Annotated in this window: 13 protein-coding genes; 7 read left to right on the plus strand and 6 right to left on the minus strand. The window is 67.8% G+C overall.

Going from position 1 to position 16,542, the window contains the following annotated elements:
- Positions 1 to 133: 133 nt before the first annotated feature.
- The 3 genes from EV659_RS10095 to EV659_RS10105 all read left to right on the plus strand — a co-directional run bounded on the left by EV659_RS10095 (position 134) and on the right by EV659_RS10105 (position 5,013).
- Complete coding sequence (locus EV659_RS10095; RefSeq protein ID WP_132708759.1) at positions 134 to 1,474, plus strand: dihydroorotase; 1,341 nt, start codon at positions 134 to 136, stop codon at positions 1,472 to 1,474.
- A gap of 122 nt (positions 1,475 to 1,596) precedes the next feature.
- Positions 1,597 to 3,669 (plus strand): CocE/NonD family hydrolase, encoded by a 2,073-nt coding sequence (locus EV659_RS10100; protein ID WP_132708760.1) that lies wholly within the window; start codon positions 1,597 to 1,599, stop codon positions 3,667 to 3,669.
- A 45-nt stretch (positions 3,670 to 3,714) separates the two neighbouring features.
- Positions 3,715 to 5,013, plus strand: a complete 1,299-nt coding sequence (locus EV659_RS10105) for an ATP-grasp domain-containing protein (protein ID WP_132708761.1) — start codon at positions 3,715 to 3,717, stop codon at positions 5,011 to 5,013.
- A 62-nt stretch (positions 5,014 to 5,075) separates the two neighbouring features.
- Here EV659_RS10105 and lepA read toward each other — a convergent pair whose 3' ends face one another.
- The 6 genes from lepA to rpmI form a co-directional block, all read right to left on the minus strand.
- Positions 5,076 to 6,878, minus strand: coding sequence for a translation elongation factor 4 (lepA, locus tag EV659_RS10110; protein WP_132708835.1), 1,803 nt, complete (start codon positions 6,876 to 6,878; stop codon positions 5,076 to 5,078).
- Positions 6,879 to 6,969: 91 nt separating this feature from the next.
- The gene (locus tag EV659_RS10115) at positions 6,970 to 8,160 is read right to left on the minus strand and encodes a methyltransferase domain-containing protein (protein WP_132708762.1); all 1,191 of its coding nucleotides are present in this window, start codon (positions 8,158 to 8,160) and stop codon (positions 6,970 to 6,972) included.
- A gap of 156 nt (positions 8,161 to 8,316) precedes the next feature.
- Positions 8,317 to 10,758 (minus strand): phenylalanine--tRNA ligase subunit beta, encoded by a 2,442-nt coding sequence (gene pheT, locus EV659_RS10120; RefSeq protein ID WP_132708763.1) that lies wholly within the window; start codon positions 10,756 to 10,758, stop codon positions 8,317 to 8,319.
- On the minus strand, positions 10,755 to 11,837 hold the full coding sequence (gene pheS / locus EV659_RS10125; protein ID WP_132708764.1) for a phenylalanine--tRNA ligase subunit alpha: 1,083 nt from the start codon (positions 11,835 to 11,837) through the stop codon (positions 10,755 to 10,757). Before pheS ends, pheT begins: the two co-directional genes overlap by 4 nt.
- A 177-nt stretch (positions 11,838 to 12,014) precedes the next feature.
- On the minus strand, positions 12,015 to 12,380 hold the full coding sequence (gene rplT, locus EV659_RS10130) for a 50S ribosomal protein L20 (protein ID WP_132708765.1): 366 nt from the start codon (positions 12,378 to 12,380) through the stop codon (positions 12,015 to 12,017).
- A 15-nt stretch (positions 12,381 to 12,395) separates the two neighbouring features.
- The gene (gene rpmI / locus EV659_RS10135; RefSeq protein WP_132708766.1) at positions 12,396 to 12,593 is read right to left on the minus strand and encodes a 50S ribosomal protein L35; all 198 of its coding nucleotides are present in this window, start codon (positions 12,591 to 12,593) and stop codon (positions 12,396 to 12,398) included.
- Between the two features lie 234 nt (positions 12,594 to 12,827).
- Here rpmI and EV659_RS10140 point away from each other — a divergent pair, with 234 nt between their 5' ends.
- The 4 genes from EV659_RS10140 (at position 12,828) to EV659_RS10155 (ending at position 16,391) form a co-directional block, all read left to right on the plus strand.
- Positions 12,828 to 13,766, plus strand: a complete 939-nt coding sequence (locus EV659_RS10140) for a TraB/GumN family protein (protein WP_132708767.1) — start codon at positions 12,828 to 12,830, stop codon at positions 13,764 to 13,766.
- A 334-nt stretch (positions 13,767 to 14,100) separates the two neighbouring features.
- Complete coding sequence (locus EV659_RS10145) at positions 14,101 to 14,568, plus strand: Dps family protein (protein WP_132708768.1); 468 nt, start codon at positions 14,101 to 14,103, stop codon at positions 14,566 to 14,568.
- 141 nt (positions 14,569 to 14,709) lie between these two features.
- Positions 14,710 to 15,720: a protein-methionine-sulfoxide reductase catalytic subunit MsrP gene (gene msrP, locus EV659_RS10150; RefSeq protein ID WP_132708769.1), complete on the plus strand. Its 1,011-nt coding sequence runs from the start codon at positions 14,710 to 14,712 to the stop codon at positions 15,718 to 15,720.
- Positions 15,711 to 16,391 carry a protein-methionine-sulfoxide reductase heme-binding subunit MsrQ gene (locus tag EV659_RS10155; RefSeq protein WP_200287820.1) on the plus strand — a complete coding sequence of 227 codons (681 nt, stop codon included), beginning with the start codon at positions 15,711 to 15,713 and terminating at the stop codon, positions 16,389 to 16,391. Before msrP ends, EV659_RS10155 begins: the two co-directional genes overlap by 10 nt.
- Positions 16,392 to 16,542: the final 151 nt, after the last annotated feature.

The raw sequence follows: 16,542 nt of genomic DNA on the forward strand, positions 1-16,542 counted from the left end.
GGATGGGCCGATCGGTTCCTTGTTCGCACTTAAGCGAGCCGCGGCGTCAAAACAAGAGTTCACCGGTCCTGTTAGGGGCCTTGTCTCGGACACGCTGTCCGGGGTAGTGCTCGTCAAACCGTTGGAGAGAGCCATGACACCCGCCTATGACCTGATTGTGCGCGGTGGCCGCGTCGTCAACCACGCCGGCCGCGCGGTCACCGACATCGCCATCAAGGACGAACGCATCGCCGCCATCGGCGACCTGCGCGCCGCTTCGGCGGCCGAGGAGATCGACGCCGCCGGGCTAACCGTGCTGCCCGGTGTGATCGACACCCAGGTGCACTTCCGCGAGCCCGGCAACGAACACAAGGAAGACCTGGAGACGGGCAGCCGCGCCGCGGTCATGGGCGGCGTCACCGCGGTGTTCGAGATGCCCAACACCAGCCCGCTGACCACCACGCCGGCGGCGCTGGAAGACAAGGTCACCCGCGCCACCGGGCGCATGCACTGCGACTTCGCCTTCTATATGGGCGCCATGGCCGGCAATGCCGACGAAATGGCGGCGCTCGAAGCGCTGCCGGGCTGCTGCGGGGTCAAGATCTTCATGGGCGCGTCCACCGGGGACCTGTTGGTGCCCGACGACGCGACGCTCGAACGCGTGCTCGCCCACGGCCGGCGCCGGGTGGCGATCCACTGCGAGGACGAGCCGCGCATGAACGAGCGCGAAGGCGAGCGGGTGCCCGGCGACCCGGCCAGCCACCCGGTCTGGCGCGACGAGGAAACCGCGTTCAAGGCGACCCGCCGGGCGGTCGCCATGGCCCGCAAGACCGGCCGACGCATCCACGTGCTGCACGTGACGACCGCCGAAGAAATGGCGTTCCTGGCCGACAACAAGGACATCGCCAGCGTCGAGACCACGCCCCAGCACCTGACCCTGGCGGACGAGACCGCCTACCCCGCGCTCGGCACCCTGGCGCAGATGAACCCACCGATCCGTGGCGCCGCGCACCAGGCGGGGCTGTGGGCGGCGGTGGCCAATGGCGTGGTCGACGTGATCGGGTCGGACCATGCGCCGCACACCCGCGAGGAAAAGGCCAAGCCCTATCCGCAAAGCCCGTCGGGCATGCCGGGCGTACAGACGCTTTTGCCGCTGTTGCTCGACCACATGAACGCCGGCCGGCTGACGCTCGAACGGCTGGTGGACCTGACCAGCCACGGCGCCAATCGGTTGTTCAACCTGCGCGACAAGGGCCGGCTGGCGGTCGGCTATCATGGCGATCTGACCGTGGTCGACCTGTCCAAGCAATGGACGGTGACCGAAGACTGGCTCGCCTCGCGCTGCGGTTGGAGCCCGTTCACCGGCATGGTCCTGACCGGCAAGCCGGTGGGCACGATCGTGCGCGGCCGGCGGGTGATGTGGGAAGACGAATTGCTGACCCCGTCGCAGGGCCAGGCGATCCGCTTTCAGGAGACGCTGGCGGCGGATCGTTAGACGCCGGCACGCCGCCGCCCCCGGGCCGGCTGCCGCTGGACGGTCGGCCCGACGGTGCGTAAGATGCCCAGCCTCCGCCCCGTTCATGCCGAAGGGCCCCGAGGCCCTTGACAAGAGTCTCCATGCTGGACATCGACCCGACCGCCCCGAGCCCGATCCGCATCATCGAAAACATCTGGATTCCGCTCAGCGACGGCAGCCGGCTGGCCGCCAAGGTGTGGCTGCCCGAGGGCGCTGCGGACGCGCCGGTGCCGGCGGTGCTGGAATACATCCCCTACCGCAAGCGCGACCACAAGGCGATCCGCGACGCCGAGATCCACGGCTTCTTCGCCCGCCACGGCTATGCCGGCGTGCGCGTGGACCTGCGCGGCAGCGGCGATTCCGACGGCATCCTGCGCGACGAGTATCTGCAACAGGAACTCGACGACGGTCTCGAAGTGTTGCGCTGGATCGCGGCGCAGACCTGGTGCACCGGCAAGGTGGGCTTGTTCGGGCTGTCCTGGGGCGGGTTCAATGCCCTGCAACTGGCCGCCCTGCAACCGCCCGAGGTCGGCGCGATCATCACCGTGTGCTCGTCCGACGACCGCTATGCCGACGATGTGCACTACATGGGCGGCTGCCTGCTGACCGACAATCTGTCCTGGGCGTCGACCATGTTCGCGTTCAATTCCTGCCCGCCCGACCCGCAGATCGTCGGCGAGGGACGCTGGCGCGAGATGTGGCTCGATCGGCTGGAAGGCAGCGGCCTGTGGCTCAAGACCTGGCTCAAGCATCAGCGCCGCGACGATTACTGGAAGCACGCCTCGGTGGCCGAGGACCACAGCCGCATCCGCGTGCCGGTGATGGCGGTCAGCGGCTGGGCCGACGGCTACACCAACACGGTGTTCCGACTGATGGCCAATCTGGACGACGGCGTCCCTCGGCGCGGCCTGATCGGCGCCTGGGGGCACAAATACCCGCATATGGGCGGCCCCGGCCCGGTGATCGATTTCCTGGGCGAATGCGTGCGCTGGTGGGACCAGTGGCTCAAGGGCATCGACCGCGGCGTCGACCGCGAGCCGGCGATCCGCGCCTGGATGCTCGACACCTCCGAGCCCACAAGCCCGCGCTCGCCCGGCCGCTGGATCGCCGAGCAGGCCTGGCCCAGCCCGCGCATCGCCTGGACCAGCTTCTACCCCGCCCCCGGCCTGCTGTCGCCCGACCCCGATCCGGCGCTCGACGACGCCAGCCATCTCACCGTGCAAAGCCCGTTGAGCGTCGGCATGTTCGCCGGCAAATGGTGCTCCTACGCCGAGGCCACCGACCTGCCCTGGGACCAGCGCCAGGAAGACGGCGGCAGCCTGGTGTTCGACACCCTGCCGCTCGACGAGGATGTGGAGATCCTCGGTGCGCCCGCGGTGACGCTCGACCTCAGCGTCGACAAGCCCGTGGCCATGCTGGCGGTGCGGCTGTGCGACGTGGCACCCAACGACCGGGCGACCCGGGTCACCTTCGGCGTGCTCAACCTGACCCACCGCGACAGCCACGAAACGCCCGAACCGCTCGAACCCGGCCGGCGTTACCGGGTGACCGTGCGGCTCAACAACATCGCCCAGCGGTTTCGCGCCGGCAACCGGATCCGGCTGGCGCTGTCCACCTCCTATTTCCCGCTCGCCTGGCCGTCGCCCGAACCCTATCGGCTGACCGTCTACCCGGCCGACTGCCGGCTCGACCTGCCGGTACGCCCGCCGCGCGCCGAAGATGCCCGGCTGCGCCATCTGGGCCAGCCGCGCACCGGCCCCGCGCCCCATACCAAGCTGCTGGCGCCGGCGCAGCGCGAATGGGTGGTGAACCAGAACCTGGCCCAGAACGTGGTCGAGTTGAACATTGTCAACAACGACCCGTTCTTCCGCCTCTACAATGGCCAGGACGACGCCGACGAAACCGGTTGGGACGATCTCGGCGCCATCGATCTGGCCCGCAACACGACGGAGAAATACTCCTATACCTATAATTTCTACGACACACTGCGCGGCGAAGTGACCACCGAACGCCGGTTCCGGCGCGGCGGCTGGGAGGTAATGACGGTCACCCGCACCATCCTCACCTCGACGCGCAGCCATTTTCTGATCCGCGCCACCCTCGACGCCTATGAGGGCGACGTGCGGATTTTCTCGAAAAGCTGGGACGAGCGTATCGCCCGGGATCTTGTCTGAGCCCCGCGTCCCTTCGCCCCCTTCGACACAACGGAGCCTGCCGCTGTGACCCAATACAATGTCTTCTTCGTCGGTCTCGACGATTTCAATCGCGAGACCCTCCAACATTTGCCCCAAGCGGCCGAATGCACCTTCCACGCCGCCCTGCATATCGACGAAATGCGCGGTGTGGGCGACCTGGATATCCCCGCCCTGGTGGAAACGGCGGCGGCACGCATGGCCGCGGTGCCCGGCGGCGCCCATGCCGTGACCAGCTTCTTCGACTTTCCCGGCACCTTGATCGCCGCCATGCTGGCCGAACGGTTCGGCCTGCCGGGGCCGGGCCTCGAAGCGGTGCTGAAATGCGAGAACAAGTATTGGAGCCGGCTGGAACAGCAGAAGGTGGTGCCCGACAATATCCCCGCCTTCGCCGCCTTCGACCCACACGACGACAGCGCCTATGACCGCATCGGCCTGATCCCGCCATTCTGGATCAAACCGATCAAGTCGTTCCGCTCCTATCTCGCCTTCAAGATCGGCGACCCCCGGCAGTTCGACGACGCGGTGGCGATCTGCCGCGACAAGGGCGGGCAATTGGCCGACCCGTTCCGCACCATCATGGAACAAGCCGACATCGCGCCCGAAATCGCCGGCATGGCCGAAAGCTTCATCGCCGAATCGTCGATCGGCGGCGCGCAGTGTACGCTCGAAGGCTATGCCCATGACGGCCGCATCGTCGGCTATGGCGTGGTCGACAGCATCCGCGAGGCGGATTCGTCGTCGTTCGCGCGCTATGAGTATCCGTCCATGCTGCCGCTCGAAGTCCAACACCGGATGATCGACGTGGCGCGCTCGGTGATGACCCAGATCGGCTATGAAAACGGCACGTTCAACATCGAGTTCTTCTACGACCAGACCAACGACCAAGTCTGGCTGCTGGAGATCAACCCGCGCGCCTCGCAATCCCACGCCGACCTGTTCGAGAAGGTGCACGGCGTCAGCCACCTGTCGGTGATGGTCGACCTGGCACTCGGCCGCAAGCCCAAGCCGTTTCAGCGCACCGGCCAGTTCAACGTCGCCGCCCACTTCTTCGTGCGCGCGTTCGAGCCCGGCATCGTCACCCGCGTGCCCACCGCCGACGCGCTCAAGCGCCTGCACCACCGCCAGCCGTCGACCCGCCTGAAGATGGCGGTCGAGCGCGGCACCGATCTGGCGTCGCTCGAAAACCAGGACAGCTACAGCTTCGAGTTGGCGGAAATCTATATCGGCGGGCGCGACCGCGCCGAGGTGCTCGACCGCTATGACGAGGCGATGACCGCGCTCCAGTTCGAGATCGAGCGCGAGACCCTGACCCAGGTGACCTGAGCGCCGCACAGCGCGCGCCCTCGCGGGGGACGCCGGGGCGGCGGCGCCGGCGCCCGCTGGGCCTATTCCTGGTCCATGCGCAGGGCCGCGATGAACGCGTCGTGCGGGATATCCACCTTGCCATAGGTGCGCATGCGCTTCTTGCCCGCCTTCTGCTTTTCCAACAGTTTGCGCTTGCGGCTGACGTCGCCGCCATAGCATTTGGCGGTCACGTCCTTGCGCAACGCCGAGATGGTTTCGCGCGCGATCACCTTGCCGCCGATCGCCGCCTGGATGGGGATCTTGAACATCTGGCGCGGGATCAGGTCTTTCAGCCGTTCGCACAAGGCGCGGCCGCGCGCCTCGGCCTGGCTGCGGTGGACCAGCATGGCCAGCGCGTCGACCGGTTCGGCATTGACCAGGATCTGCATCTTCACCAGGTCCGACGGGCGATAGCCGTGGACCTGATAGTCGAAGCTGGCATAGCCGCGGGTCACCGACTTCAGCCGGTCGTAGAAGTCGTAGACCACCTCGTTGAGCGGCACCAAATACTTCACCATGGCGCGATCGCCGGCATAGGTCAGGTCCTGCTGCTCGCCGCGCTTGTCCTCGCACAGCTTCAACACCGCGCCGAGAAAGTCGTCGGGCACCATGATGGTCGCCTCGATCCACGGTTCCTCAATGCTCTCGATGCTCATGGGCTCGGGCATGTCGGCGGGGTTGTGCAGTTCGATCAGCGCGCCGTCGCGCATGTGCAACTTGTAGACCACCGACGGGCTGGTGGTGATCAGGTCGAGGCCGAATTCGCGATACAGCCGCTCCTGGATGATCTCCAGGTGCAGCATGCCCAAAAACCCGCAGCGGAAGCCGAAGCCCAAGGCCGCCGAGCTTTCCGCTTCATATTCGAAGCTGGCGTCGTTGAGGCGCAGTTTGGCCAGGCTGTCGCGCAGATGTTCATAATCGTTGGTGTCGGCGGGGAACAGGCCGCAGAACACCACCGAACGCGACGGCTGGAAGCCCGGCAGCCGCTCGGCGCACGGCTTCTTGGCGTCGGTGATGGTGTCGCCCACGGTGGCGTCGGCCACGTCCTTGATGCCGGCGGTCAGAAAGCCGATCTCGCCGGTGCGCAGTTCGTCGACCATCACGCCCTTGGGCGTCATCACGCCGACCCGGTCCACCGGGTGCTGCTTGCCGGTGGCCATCATCTTGACCAACTGGCCCTTCTTGAGCACCCCGTCGACCACCCGCAACAGCACCACGACGCCCAGATAGGGGTCGTACCAGCTGTCCACCACCATGGCCTTCAGGGGCGCGTCGGGGTCGCCTTCGGGGGCCGGCAGGCGCTGCACCAGCGCTTCGAGCACATCGTCGATACCGAGCCCCGACTTGGCCGAAATCTCCAGCGCGTCGTCGGCGGGCAGACCGACCACATCCTCGATCTGGGCCTTGACCCGCTCGGGCTCGGCGGCCGGCAGGTCGATCTTGTTCAAGACCGGGATGATCTCATGGTCGCGCTCGATCGCCTGATAGACATTGGCGAGCGTCTGCGCCTCCACGCCCTGGCTGGCGTCGACCACCAACAGCGAGCCTTCGCACGCGGCCAGCGAGCGGGACACCTCGTAAGAGAAGTCCACATGGCCCGGCGTGTCGATCAGGTTGATGGTGTAGGTCACCCCATCCTGCGCCGTGTACAAAAGGCGCACGGTCTGCGCCTTGATGGTGATGCCGCGCTCGCGCTCCAGGTCCATGGAGTCGAGCACCTGGGACTGCATTTCACGGTCGGTCAGGCCGCCGCATTTCTGAATCAACCGGTCGGCAAGCGTCGACTTGCCGTGGTCGATATGGGCGATGATCGCGAAGTTGCGGATATGGGATTGCACAGACATGCGCGGCATATAACCCGCCCTGTGCCGGGCGCCAAGCCTATTCGGCACGGGCGGCCGGCATCGGCGTCAGGGTGCCGCAAAGGCTCGCGGCTCACCAGTCGGACATGGCCTCGGGCTTGCCGCCCACCTTGGTGCCCATCAGCCGCCACAGCCGCAGCTTGCCCGCCTTCATCAACGAGGCCCGGCGCTGCCACAACTCGCCATGGCGCATCAGCACGGTGATCAGGTCGGGGCCGTCGGGTTGCATCTTCAGCCGCTCGACCAGTTCGTCGGCACCGCGCCAATTGCGGTTGATCAACTGGATATATTCAAGCGTCACGTCCTCATCGACCCGGACCACGAAATCGCAATTGCTGAACAGGCCCGAGAATTCCTTGGACGTGGCCAGGAACGGCGTGAACGGCTCGTGGCGCAGCCATTCCTTGACCTCGGGGTCGCGGCGCGCGTCTTCATTGGCCAGCACGAAATCGGTCGCCAGCACCAGCCCGGTGGGCTTCATGTGCTTGTTGATCAGTTGGACGATCTTGTCCTTGTTCTTGTACTGGTGCAGCACCTGGCGCGCGATCACCCGGTCGTAATTGCGCCCGAAACCATTGGGATCGGCGGGGTCGAACAGATCGATCTTGGCCTTCTTGGCCATCCCCATCATGGTCGCCTTGTGGTTGGCCAGTTCGGCCAGCCGACCCGACTGTTCGAAGCCGGTGATCCAGCAACCGAAGCCCTCCACCAGCGCGCGCGCGCCGGCGCCGAGACCGGAGCCGAACTCCATGACGCTCATCTCCGGCTTGAGCGCCAGCAGCTTCGACGTGTTGACCACATAGCTCGGGCCGCCCGGGCCGCAGAACCCTTCGCCCCAGATATAGTGCGCCACTTCCAGGCGATAGGGGTCCCAGGGGTCGAACGGCAATTGCCAGTCGTCGGGATCGACCGGCTTGGGCGCTTCCATTTCGGGCTCGTCGGGCGGCGGTGCGGCGGCGGCCATCACGTCGTCGAGCCCCGCCTCGTCGACGGCCGGGCTGTACCGACCGAGGATTTCGGCGATCTGGTTAGGGTCGAAGCCATCCCACCAGGCGCGCAGTTGCCAGGTCAGCGGCAGTTTGCCCGACGCGGTCAACGGGGCGCGCGCATAGCCGGCGGCACCGGCCAGGGCGGCGGCCTTCTCGGCTTCCATGGCCGCCGCAGCCGCGCCGCCCGACTCGGGGTCGCCCGCCGCGTCGGCCGCTGCCGCCTTGCCGGCCTTGGACGGAATCAGCTTTGCCAGAACGCCCGGAAGTTTGACCATACCACCTTGACTTGTCTCATCGCGCCCGGTTCGGCGCGGCGCCCGCATCCCGGACGCCCACTCTGTCCGGAACGCTAAGGCCGATTGGAAAACAAACCGTTACCATCGCCGTGACCAACCGCGCCGACCAGCGTCGGCGCGGGCAGCCAGCCCCGGTCAGCCGCGCAGGCGGCCGCCGGTGGCCTTGGCGACGGCGGCCACCACCCGCTCGCTCAAGGCGGCGATCTCGTCGTCGGTGAAGGTGCGCTCGCGCGGCTCGAACACCACGCTCAGCGCCACCGACTTCTCGCCCGGGTCGAGACCCTCGCCCTGATAGACGTCGAACAGGCGCACATCGGTGATCGTCTGGCGCTCGGCGCCGGCGGCCGCACGCACCAGGTCTTGCGCCGGCACGTCCGCCGCCACCACGAACGCAAAGTCGCGCTCCACGCTCGGCAGGTTGGACAGCAGCAAGGCCGGCTTGGTCGCCCCGCCCGTGGCCGCGCCCTTCTTGGCCTTCTTCGCCTTGGGCGCGGGGATGGCGTCCAGATAGACCTCGAACGCCACCACCGGCGCCTTGATGTCGAAGCGCTTGACCAGCGTCGGGTGCACCTCGCCGAACACCGCCAGCACGGTCTTCGGCCCCAGGCACAGGCTGCCCGAACGGCCCGGATGGTACCAGTCGGGCGCGGTCGCCAGGGTCTGCACCGCGTCGACCTTGGCACCGGCTTCGGCCAGGGCGGCAAGCGCGTCGGCCTTGGCGTCGAACAGGTCCACGTCGCGCGGCCGGTCGCGCCAATGGCGCCCGCCGGTGCGCCCGGCGCGCAGGCCGGCGGCCACCAGACGCTGACCCGCCGGGCTCGCGTCCTGGTATTGCGGGCCGACCTCGAACAGGCCGACGCAGTCCTGGCCGCGGTCGATGTTGCGCCGGGCGGCGTCACACAAATGCGGCAGGATCGACGGGCGCATCTGGTCCAGATCCGAACTGATCGGGTTGGTCACCGCCAGGTCGGCCGGCGCGCCGCCGAACGCCTCGGCCAGCCCGCGATCGACGAACGACCAGGTGATCGCCTCGCTGAGCCCTTCAGCGGCCAGACGCCGGCGCACCCGGCGGGTGCGCTTCTGCGCCAGGGTCAGCGTCGGCTGCGCCACCCCGTCCGCGGTGCGCGGCAGCGGCGTCGACGGGATATGGTCATAGCCGTGGATGCGCAGCACGTCCTCGACCAGGTCGGCCTCGCCGTCCACGTCCGGGCGCCAGGACGGCACCGCGACCGTCCAGGGCACGCCGGCGCTGTCGTCGACGCTGAAGCCCAGGTCGGCCAGGATGCGCTTGGCGGTGTCCGGCGCCACGTCGACGCCGCCCAGGCTGGCCACCCGCTCGGGCCGGAAGCGCACCGGTGCCGGGGCGCCCGGCGCCTGGCCCGCCGCGCTCACCGGGCCCGGCGTGCCGCCGCACAGATCGACGATCATCCGGCAGGCGCGGTCCAGTTCGGGGGCCGTGGACGCGGGGTCGACGCCGCGTTCGAAGCGGTAGCGCGCGTCGGTCATAATGTCGTGGGCGCGGCCGGTCTCGGCGGTGCGCACCGGGTCGAACCAGGCGGCTTCGACCAGCACGTCGGTGGTGGTCTCGTCGACGCCGGTGCTCTTGCCGCCGATCACGCCGGCCAGGCTGATCACCCCGGTGTCGTCGGCGATCACCACCTCGCCGCCGTGCAACGTGTAGGTGGTGTCGTCGAGCGCGTCGAGCGTCTCGCCGGGCGCGGCCGGGCGGACCACAAGGTCGCCCCGCACCTTGGCGGCGTCGAACACGTGCAGCGGCCGGGCGCGGTCCAGGGTCATGAAATTGGTCACGTCGACCAGGGCGGAAATCGGCTTGGCACCCACCGCCTTGAGCCGCTGCACCAGCCAGTCGGGCCCGGCGCCGTTGGCGACGCCGGAGACCCGGCGCAACAGAAAGTGCGCGCAGCCCGGCGCCTGGCCCTCGGGGAAGGCCAGCGTGACCCGCGGCGCGGCCGGACCGCTTTCGTCGGCCAGCGCCACCGGCGCCTCGGGCTTCAAGGTGCCGAGCCCGGCGGCGGCCAGGTCGCGCGCAATGCCGCGCACACCCAGGCATTCCTGGCGGTTGGGGGTGATGGCGATGTCGAACACCGGGTCGTCGAGGCCGGCATAGTCGACGAAGCGGGTGCCCACCGGCGCGTCCTCGGGCAGGTCGATGATGCCCTCATGGGCGTCGGACAGCAGCAACTCGCGCTCCGAACACAACATGCCGCGGCTTTCCAGACCGCGGATCTTAGTCGGCTTGAGGGTCATGTCGGTGCCCGGCACATAGGTGCCCGAGGGCGCGAACACGCCCTTCATGCCCAGGCGCGCATTGGGCGCGCCGCAGATCACCTGCACCGGCTCGCCGGCGCCGAAGTCCACCTTGGTGACCCGCAGCTTGTCGGCATTGGGGTGCTGCTCGCAGGCGACCACATGGCCGATGACGAAGGCGCCCAGGGTGACGGCGGGGTCCTCGATGGCTTCGAGTTCGAGCCCGCAGGCGGTCAGCGCCTCGGCGAGGGCGTCGCGCGACGCGGCGGTGTCGAGATGCTGTTTCAGCCAGCTCAGCGTGAATTTCATTGGCTCATCCCCCCGGCGATGCTGGGCAGGTCCAGCGGCAGGAAGCCGTAATGGCGCATCCAGCGCAGGTCACTGTCGAAGAACGGACGCAGATCGGTCATGCCGTATTTGAGCATCGCCAGACGGTCGATGCCGCAGCCGAAGGCGAAGCCCTGATAGCGGGTGGAATCGATCCCGCAGGCGTCGAGCACGCGCGGATGGACCATGCCGCAGCCGAGGATTTCCAGCCAGTCGTCGCCCTGGCCCACCTTGACCTGGCCGTCCTCGAACGCGCAGCCGATGTCCAGTTCGGCCGACGGCTCGGTGAACGGGAAGTAGCTCGGCCGGAAGCGCATCTTCAAGTCGTCGACCTCGAAGAACGCCTTGGTGAACGCCTCCAGACAGCCCTTCAGGTGGCCCATATGGGTCGCCTCGTCGACCAGCAGCCCCTCCACCTGGTGGAACATGGGCGTGTGGGTGGCGTCCCAGTCGGCGCGGTAGGTGCGCCCCGGCGCGATGATGCGGAACGGCGGCTTGGCACCGATCATGGTGCGGATCTGCACCGGGCTGGTGTGGGTGCGCAGCACGCGGGTCTGCCCGGTCGCGTCGGGGGGCAGATAGAAGGTGTCGTGCATCTGCCGGGCCGGGTGGTGTTCGGGGATGTTGAGGGCGGTGAAATTGTGGAAATCGTCCTCCACGTCGGGCCCTTCGGCGACCGAAAAGCCCAGATCGGCGAAGATCTCGGCCAGTTCGTCCATCACCTGCGAGACCGGGTGGACGCGGCCCTGCGCGCGCTCGGCCATCGGCAGGGTGACGTCGACCCGCTCGGCCTCCAGGCGCTCGGCAAGCGCGGCGGCTTCAAGTGCGGCCTTCTTGTCGGCCAGCCGGGCGTTGAGCGTATCCTTCAACCGGTTGAGCCGCGGCCCCATCGCCTTGCGCTCGTCCGGGCTCATGGCGCCCAAGGACTTCATCAAGGCGGTCACGCGGCCCTTTTTGCCCAGGGCGTCGACGCGCACGGCGTCCAACGCCTTGAGGTCGTCGGCGCGGTCGATGGCGTCGAGCAATTCGGCTTCCAACTGCTCGGCATGGTCGGTGGCCATGACGGCTCTCTCCTGTCCCTCGAAGACCGGCGCGCGGGCACCCGGTGGACGGCGACCCGCGCACGCTCACAACAAAAAAGGCGCCCGGAGGCCCGGACGCCCTTCAGACGATCTCAGCGTCGATACTGCCCGGGAAGCGGCGAACGCCGCCGCCCGCCCAAGGCGCTATCGACCGTCTTAGTTCGCCTTTTCCAGCGCCGCCGCGGCCTGATCCGCCAGCGACTTGAACGCGTCGGCCTCGTGCACGGCGATGTCGGCCAGAACCTTGCGGTCCAGTTCCACCCCGGCAAGCTTGAGGCCGTGCATGAAGCGGCCGTAGGTCAGGCCGTGCAGACGCGCCGCCGCGTTGATCCGCTGAATCCACAAAGCGCGGAAATTGCGCTTCTTGGTCCGGCGGTCGCGATAGGCGTATTGCAGCGACTTGTCGACCGCCTGGGCGGCGATGCGGAAGGTGTTCTTGCGCCGGCCGTAAAAGCCTTTGGCGGCCTTGGTGACCTTCTTGTGACGGGAATGCGCCGTCACACCGCGTTTGATGCGTGCCATGAATTACGCTCCCGATCAGCCGTAGGGCATGAACTTCTTGACGATCCGGGCGTCGGCATCGCTCAGCGCGCGGGTGCCGCGAAGATTCCGGATCTGTTTGTTGGTCCGCTTGATCATGCCGTGGCGCTTACCCGCCTGAGCCGACATGACCTTGCCCTTGGCCGAAACGCGGAAGCGTTTCTTGACGCCCGACTTGGTCTTCATCTTGGGCATTTGCACATCTCCTTGACCGTTTTGGTACTGCGACCTTGATGGTGCTTCGAGGTCGACACGGCATGCCCTTCGATGGCCGGCCGACCCGACGAAGCCGCCTCTATAATCCCGCCGGCCGCCCAACACAAGCCTCGAACCGCCCGGCCGGCGCGCTTGGCGCTTTACGGGCCCGGCCTGCGGCGGGCACACTGGCGCCGCACAACCAAATCGCCCACCACCCAAGAGAGGACGAGGATGGCACCGCGACGGCACGGATTTTTCAAACGCACCCTGCAAACCCTGGCGCTGGCCGGCCTGACCGCCGCCCTGGCGGTGCCGAGCGCGGCCCAAGAGGCGCGCAGCCCCGACGGCCCGCCCTTGTGGCTGCTCGCCGACGATGACAGCCAAGTCTATCTGTTCGGCAGCATCCACATGATGAAACCCGACGTGGCGTGGTTCGACCAAAAGATCGAGACCGCCTTCAAGGCCGCCCACACGGTCACCTTCGAAGTGGACTTCGACGATATCGACCCGGCCCAGGTGCAACGGTTCATGATGGACAATTCGCGCCTGCCCGAGGGCCAGCGGCTGTCCGACCTGCTGCCCGACACGGTCATGGACGAGTTGATGTCGGTGTTCGCCAAGGTGCCGATGCCGACCGGCGAGACCGGCGTGCCGCGCAGCGTGGTCGAACAATGGCGGCCCTGGTTCGCGTCGCTGCAATACGCCCAGACGGTCGCCGCCATGGCCGGGTTCATGCCGCAATACGGCATCGACGTGGTGCTGACCCAGCGCGCCACCCAGGCCGGCAAGCCGATCGAAGGGCTGGAGACCATCACCGAACAGTTCGAGGTGTTGATGACCATCGACGACCTGGCGGGCTCGGGCGCGTTCCAGGCGCAGATGGAACGCTATGACGACCCGGTGCAATTGTTCGAGGACATGAAGAGCGACTGGCTGGCCGGCGACACCGCCGGGCTCGACGCGCTGTTGCTCGACCCGTCGGAAGAGATGGCGCCCGCATTCCACAAAACCCTGTTCGACGACCGCAACGCCGACTGGGTGCCGCAGATCGAAGCGATGCTGGACGAGCCCGGCACGCAGTTCGTGGTCATGGGCGTGGGTCACCTGATCGGCGACAACAGCGTCGTCGACCTGTTGGAAGAGCGCGGCCACACCGTCGCCCGCCAATAGCGCCGCCGCCGGTGGGTGATAAGCCAAGTGCCGCGCAGCCATCCAATCGCCGCCGCCCCCGGGCGCCAGACCACCGCCGAGGCCGGGCCAGAACCCAGCCGCCCGCGGCCAAGGGGTGAAGCGCCGCCCGGGGGCGGCTCGCGACAACCGCGGCGGCGCGCCCGGGCACCGACGACCGAGCCCGCGCACCGGCCGATACCCGGCTCGACCGCCGGGGCATCGATTTTTTCGATGGGCGTGTCTCAAAGATTTTGCCAAACGCCGCATTGACCCTAGCCAGGATGAACCCATCTAGATCGGTGAGCCGACAAGGACTCGAAAGGAGGAAAGTCTTATGAGCATTAATATCGGGATTGAAGACAACAGCCGTAAGTCCATTGCCGAGGGCCTGAAGGTCCTGCTGGCGGACAGCTATTCGCTGTACATCAAAACTCAGAATTATCACTGGAACGTGGTCGGCCCCATGTTCAAGTCGGTCCACGAACTGACCGAGGAGCAGTATACCGAGTTGGCCGAGGCCAATGACGAGATCGCCGAGCGCATCCGCCAACTGGGCGTCAAAGCGCCGGGCGGGTATAAGGCGTTCGCCGAGTTGACCGCGATCACCGACGGCGACGAGAACAAGGACGCCCAAGGCATGGTTGCCGAGTTGGCCGGAGACCATGAAACCATCGTCCGCCGCATCCGGCCGATGCAGGAAACCGCCGACAAGGCCGGCGACAATGCCACCGTGGCGCTGCTGGACGATCGGCTGACCGCGCACGAAAAGGCCGCCTGGATGCTGCGCAGCATGGCGTCCTAAGCCCGGCGCCTGGGCGTCCATCAAAGGACGCCAACACATATGTGATATCTACGCCCTGGCCCGATCGTCGTGCCGGGGCGTATTATGTTGAGCCTATAGCATTGGCAAACCGACCCGCTGACGCACAGACGGAGCGCCCCCATGCTGATCAAGCGCAAGCCCGGCTGGGCCCTGCCCCACAGCGCCGTGACGCCCGAGGCCCACTATGCCAACCGTCGGCAGATCATGGCCGGCCTGGGCGCCAGCGCCGCGCTCGCCGGCAGCGGGCTCGCCCTGTCCGGCTGCGGCGAGGCGGCCGAGACCGGTGGCGCCACCGGCGACGCAGCGGGCGGCATCCTGCGCGCCGACACGCAGCGCCGCGACCTGACCGCCACCGCCAACGCCGCCTTGAGCACCGACGAGCCGGTCAACGCCCATGAGGCGGTGACCGGCTACAACAACTTCTTCGAATTCGGCACCGACAAGGGCGACCCGGCACGCTATGCCGACGCGCTGACCGTCGACCCCTGGTCGGTGGAGGTCTCGGGCCTGACCGACGCGCCGGGACGCTATGGGCTCGACGAGCTGATCGACTTTCAGGCCCTGGAACAGCGCATCTACCGGCTGCGCTGCGTGGAAGCCTGGTCGATGGTGATCCCGTGGATCGGCGTGCCCCTGGCCGGCCTTATCGACGCGCTCAAACCCCAGTCGGCGGCCAGATATGTCCGCTTCGAGACCGTGCTGCGCCCCGACGAGATGCGCGGCGTGGGCGCCCGGGTGCTCGACTGGCCCTATGTGGAGGGGCTGCGGCTCGACGAGGCGCGCAACGAATTGGCGTTCATCGCCGTGGGCCTCTATGGCGAGGTGCTGCCCAAGCAGAACGGCGCGCCGCTGCGCCTGGTGGTGCCGTGGAAATACGGCTTCAAGTCGATCAAGTCGATCGCGGCGATCCGCTTCACCGAGACCATGCCGATGACCAGTTGGCACAAGGTGGCACCGGGCGAATACGGCTTCTACGCCAATGTGAACCCCGAGGTCAGCCACCCGCGCTGGAGCCAGGCGCGCGAACGGCGGATCGGCGAGTTCGGCCGCCGCGACACGGTCAAGTTCAACGGCTACGGCCCGTGGGTGGCGGACCTCTATGACGGCATGGACCTGACCCGGTGGTACTGAGCCTGCCGCCCCTGACCAACCGGCGCGTCGACCGCTGGGTCAAGCCGCCGGTGCACCTGCTGCTGGCCCTGCCGCTGCTTTGGCTGGGCCTGCAATGGACCTTGGCGCTGGCGGGCGAACCGCACGGCCTGGGCATCAATCCGCAACAGTTTTCCAACCGCTTCACCGGCCTGTGGGCGCTGCGCTGGCTTGTGCTGGCGCTCGCCGTGGGGCCGGTGGCGCGCGGCCTCGGCTGGTCCAAGCTGATGCGCTTGCGGCGCCTGGTGGGGCTGTGGGCGTTCGCCGCGGTGGTCGTCCACCTGTCGAGCTATGTGGCGCTCGACATGCTGTTCGAATGGCGCGCGATCTGGGACGATATCGTCAAGCGCACCTATATCACCTTCGGCATGGCGGCGTTTGCGCTGTTGCTGCCGCTGGCGCTCACCTCGACCCGGGCGGCGCAACGCCGGCTCGGCCGCGCCTGGACCCGGCTGCACCGGCTGGTGCTGCCGGCGGCGGCGCTGGCGGTGGTGCACTTCGCCTTCCTGGTCAAGGGCAACCAGACCGAGCCGTGGATCTATGCCGGCATTCTGGCCGCGCTGATCGGCTATCGCGCGCTCGAATGGCGCCGCCGCGCGCCTCGGGCACCGCGGGCGCGGCGGCGCCTGGGCACCGGTGGGGCGGCGCCCTGAGCCACCGGCGACCGACCGCCAAACCGACCACCGACCCCGCCGACCAACCGCACCGCCGCAACCACCGGCGCCCACCAATGCCGGGGCACCCCGGACGCCACGATCCGCGCCCAATGGCGGCAGAAATCCCGCCCCCACCACACCTATCCCC

It is taken from the genome of Rhodothalassium salexigens DSM 2132 (genome assembly GCF_004341375.1).
Taxonomy (GTDB): Bacteria; Pseudomonadota; Alphaproteobacteria; order Sphingomonadales; family Rhodothalassiaceae; genus Rhodothalassium; species Rhodothalassium salexigens.